The sequence below is a fragment of the Ruminococcus sp. CAG:379 genome (assembly GCF_000434255.1).
Taxonomy (GTDB): Bacteria; Bacillota; Clostridia; order Oscillospirales; family Ruminococcaceae; genus Ruminococcus_F; species Ruminococcus_F champanellensis.
The window spans coordinates 13,363-17,711 of record NZ_FR894894.1 but is presented as its reverse complement, the minus strand read 5'-3'; the positions used below and the strand labels follow the sequence as shown (position 1 = coordinate 17,711).

The window sequence follows — 4,349 nt, the reverse complement described above, 5'->3', positions numbered from 1 at the left end:
TGGATGCAGGGGTGGTGGTCGCATTGGCTGTACCGCCGCTGCCGTGGGTCACGGTAATGCCCCCTGCCTTTTCTGCCAGGAATGCGGTCATCCATGCCAGAGGGGTATTCCAGTTGATGGTGCACTCATTCACAGACCAGGCTTCGATGTGATCCAGATAGCACTTTGCCGGTGCGATCTGTCCCTCCTTCCAGCCAGAGCCCTTTACCCAGGGATCCTCCATGCCGGAGTTGGGACCGCCCACCAGAACCCCGTTGGGTGCCAGCGGATAGGAATCCTGCACCTGATGTGCCCAGAACCGGTGGTGGGGATACTTGACGGCGTGGGTGCCGTAGCCTGTTACATAGGAGTAATCCATGGGATTTCTGCCCAGCAGATAGTCCATGGCGCTGACTGCCCCGGTGAGATATGCGTCATTTTCCGTCATATCATAGGCATAGGACAGCAGGATGGCGTTGTCCGCTACAAAGGAATTGGAACCCCAGATATAGCCAGTATTCTTGTTTGCGTAGGAAATGGCGCTCTGCCCATAGGGCTGCCCATAGCCCTGATCTGCCGCCAGCTTTGCGAAATAATCCCCTGCGGTGGTCAGATTGTTCTTGAGCTGATCTGCGTCAGCCCCCAGCTGATCGGTGTACAGAGTCAGGGTCAGAGAACCCAGAGCTGCAGTATGTCCCCAGTCAAAGCAGCCCACCGTATCCACGGATTCGCCGCCGCTCAGTGCTGTGGGCAGAGACAGATAGTGCTTGGAAGCCTTCATATCGTTCAGATAGCTGCTGTCCCCGGTGGATACAAACAGCTCACAGGCTGCCCAGTAGAATTCATCCGTTGCATCGTTGTCCCCGTAGGCGCCGCCACCCTTGGATTCATCCAGAGGTGCGTACATTTCGGGATGTGCCTTGGCTGCGGTGTATGCCGCCTTGGCAGTGTCCAGACACTTCTGTGCAAATGTGGCATCAAGCTCCTTCCACAGCCGGTACGCCTGCGCGCCGCATGCTGCCACGTTCAGGGTTGCCGCTGTCGTGGGCGGCTTGATGATACGCTCCTCCGTATCCTCCGCCGGTGCCACTGCCAGAGCTGTCCATTTGGAGTCATGCACCTTGTGGTACGCCATGCCCGCATAGTCTCCGCTCTGAACGATCATCTTCATGAACCATTCCATTTCATACCGGGCTTCATCCAGCAGATCCGGATAGCCGTTGGCGTTCTCCGGAATGGACATGGTTCCGTCTGCGTATACCGAAACATCCCCCTTCTTGAGGGCATGCTCATACTGGTTCTGCATCAGCCACAGGGAAATGCCGCCGTTCACCACATATTTTCCGTGATCGCCGGCGTCATACCAGCCGCCGGTAATGTCCTGGGTGCCGCTGCTGCCGCTGTAGCCCCAGGTCTGCTCGATGGTGGCAGTATCCGGGTTATGACCTGCCGCCCGGGCAAGACTGGCGCTGTCCCCGGAAATGATGTACTGGCTCTGGATCTCGATGCCGCTGCGGTTCTGATAGAAATAGTTCAGCGCATCGTACAGCATATTGGAGTACAGTCCCCCGTTGCCGATCTGGAACTCCCGGCTCTTGGCGCCGGAGGCAGTTTCCAGATAATAAGTTCCGACGGTGGTGTATTCGCTGAAATTCAGCTCATGCACATTGTCCCCGGAATCCGCATCCAGTCCCTTAGGGGTGGAGGTACCAGTGTACACGGTGCTGCCGCTGGCATCCTTCAGATAGAACTCCACACCGCTGCTGTCACTGGAAAGCAGGGTTGCCTTCTTGCTCATGTTCTCAAAGTAGCCCAGCTGGTTGGTGAGGATATCCGAGCGCACCCAGGGCTGCTCCGCCACATAGTCATGCTCGCTGCTGTCCGTACAGATCAGGGACATGTTGTCAAAGGTGAAGACGGTACCGGGCTGCACGCTGTCGCCGCCGATGTGGAATGCCCACTCCACCTCCGCAGTGCGCTTTGCGGTAAAGCTGCCCTTCACGGTGGTTTTCTGGTTGGCTGTCAGCTGCTTCACATCCCAGTAGCTTTCATGCTGGGAATCGTCCGGCTCACCGTGCCAGTCCTCCACAAAAGGCTCACCCATATCGCCGATCTTGGTGTAATAGGTGCAGCTCTGGCTGGCGGTGATATCAAAGGATACCTCATAGTGACAACCGCTGACCAGAGTCAGCCCTCTGTGCCGGAACTGACAGTCCCAGCGATCCTCGCCGCCCCGGGATGCGCCCCCCGGATTGACGATCTCGATGGTATACACCCCGTTGTCAATGTTAAAATTCATTTTACCCGTCAGAGACTCGCATACATGCCAGGGCAAGCCCACCCCGTCGTCAAAATTGGTCTGTCCCAGCTGCTGTCCTGCGGATGCAGGCAGTGCGCAAAGGCTTCCTCCTGCCACCAGGGTCGCCGCCATTGCCGCCGAAATTACACGCTTCCATATCTGATTCAAGAAAATGACCTCCTTGTTGTACTCGTTGTATATACTGTAATCTATTTTTCGGCACTTGTAAAGACCAGTATTTCCCTTTCCAAAAAGTTTGGCGGAATTGTCCAGTTTGGAGAATGGTTCCCCCTGCTCTTTTGAGCATATTATTTTACGATTGTTTGAACAGAATATTGAAAGTCTGTGCGCAGTAAAATCGGCATTTTCGGGCATGCTAAAACAAAGGCAGCCATTCGATCCCGGACTGCACAGAAAGGATTTGATTATGGATTTACTGAACGTGACCGCAGCCTCCATCGGCTCCATCATCGCCCTGTTTCTGTTGACCAAGCTCATCGGCAACAAGCAAATGTCCCAGTTGAACCTGTTCGACTATATCAACGGCATCACCATCGGCTCCATTGCTGCCGAAATGGCGACTTCTCTGGAAAGCGACTTTCTTAAGCCCCTGCTGGCTATGGGCATCTACGCCCTGGCAACAGTGCTCAGCGATCTTGCCTCCAACCGGTGGCTGGGTGCCCGGCGCTTTCTGGAGGGGCGCTCCCTCATTCTTTACGACAACGGCAAGCTGTACCGGAACCACCTGAAGCGTGCCCGGATGGATCTGAGCGAATTGCTCACCCAGTGCCGCACCGGCGGCTACTACAATCTGGATAGCCTGCAATTGATCGTCATGGAGGCAAACGGCAGGCTGTCCTTCCTGCCCAAGCCGGACGCACGACCCGTGACCCCGGCGGATCTCAACATGCAGCCCCAGCCGGACAGCCCCCAGATCCCCGTGATCCTGGACGGGAAGATCCTGACGGGTAATTTGCAGGACAGCGGCAAGGATATGCAATGGCTGAACCATCAGCTTGCCATGCACCATTACACCCCCAAGGAGGTACTGCTTGCCCTGTGCAATCCGGACAATACCCTGTCCGTATACAAAAAGGAAGGCACCAACAAGCATACGGATCGGTTTCAATAAAAAATGCCGCACAAAGCCGGGATCCCAGCCTTGTGCGGCATTGTCATTTACTTTTGCATACCGGATACATGAATGCGGTTCAGTGCCCGCTGGAGCTTCAGCTCTGCACGGCGCAGCTCCGCATCGCTTTTTGCCTTGTTTTTACGATCGATCGCCTGCTGCTCGGAGCGCTTTGCCCAGGCAAGGTCAATATCCTCCGCCCATTCTATGGCACAGGCAAGGATGGTAGTCCCCTCCTTCTCCACCTGCACCACGCCGGTGGAGAGGGCTGCATAGCGATCCGCACCGTCCACGGTGATCCGTACCGGGCCGGAGGGCAGGCTTGCCACAAACGGTTCATGCCGCGCCAGAATACACAGGTCGCCCTCTGAGGTACGCAGCACCACACGCTCCGCCGAGCCATCAAAAAAGATCTTCTCCGGCGTCACGATCTTCAACGGGAATGCCGTCATTCACTCACACCCTTTTTCGCCTTTTCCACTGCCTCATCAATGGTTCCCACAAACAGGAATGCAGACTCCGGCAGGTCGTCGTGCATGCCCGCAATGATCTCCTTGAAGCCCCGGATGGTTTCCTTGATGGGCACATACTTGCCCTTCATGCCGGTAAACTGCTCCGCAACCGAGAAGGGCTGGGACAGGAACCGCTGGATCTTTCTTGCCCGGCTCACCGTCAGCTTATCCTCCTCGGACAGCTCGTCCATGCCCATAATGGCAATGATATCCTGCAATTCTGTATACCGCTGCAAAATGGTCTGCACTGCCCGTGCTACCTCGTAATGCTCCTGCCCCACGATCTCCGGGGTCAGGATCCGGGAGGTAGAATCCAGAGGATCCACCGCCGGGTAAATACCCAGGGAGGAGATCTGACGGGACAATACGGTGGTGGCGTCCAGATGGGCAAAGGTGGTGGCAGGTGCCGGGGCAGTCAGGTCATCCG

Annotated in this window: 4 protein-coding genes; 1 reads left to right on the top strand and 3 read right to left on the bottom strand. The window is 56.3% G+C overall.

Features of this window, described 5'->3' with window-relative positions:
• Positions 1–2,446 (bottom strand): glycoside hydrolase family 9 protein (locus QVO51_RS06275; RefSeq protein WP_288167929.1); only part of this gene is annotated, 2,446 nt, incomplete at its 3' end.
• 259 nt (positions 2,447–2,705) lie between these two features.
• On the opposite strand from QVO51_RS06275, the gene QVO51_RS06270 reads away from it, so the two are divergent.
• The gene (locus QVO51_RS06270) at positions 2,706–3,410 is read left to right on the top strand and encodes a DUF421 domain-containing protein (RefSeq protein ID WP_022357681.1); all 705 of its coding nucleotides are present in this window, start codon (positions 2,706–2,708) and stop codon (positions 3,408–3,410) included.
• A 47-nt stretch (positions 3,411–3,457) separates the two neighbouring features.
• On the opposite strand, the gene atpC is transcribed toward QVO51_RS06270, so the two are convergent.
• Positions 3,458–3,862, bottom strand: coding sequence for an ATP synthase F1 subunit epsilon (gene atpC / locus QVO51_RS06265; protein ID WP_015557841.1), 405 nt, complete (start codon positions 3,860–3,862; stop codon positions 3,458–3,460).
• Positions 3,859–4,349, bottom strand: a 491-nt coding sequence (locus QVO51_RS06260) for an ATP synthase beta subunit C-terminal domain-containing protein (protein ID WP_441295913.1), incomplete at its 5' end; no start/stop codon positions are given. The genes QVO51_RS06260 and atpC, both read right to left, overlap by 4 nt.

Bases quoted from the DNA above. Each gene is read 5' to 3' on its own strand.
- QVO51_RS06270 (WP_022357681.1), top strand. From the start codon at position 2,706: ATGGATTTACTGAACGTGACCGCAGCCTCCATCGGCTCCATCATCGCC.
- atpC (WP_015557841.1), bottom strand. From the start codon at position 3,862: ATGACGGCATTCCCGTTGAAGATCGTGACGCCGGAGAAGATCTTTTTT.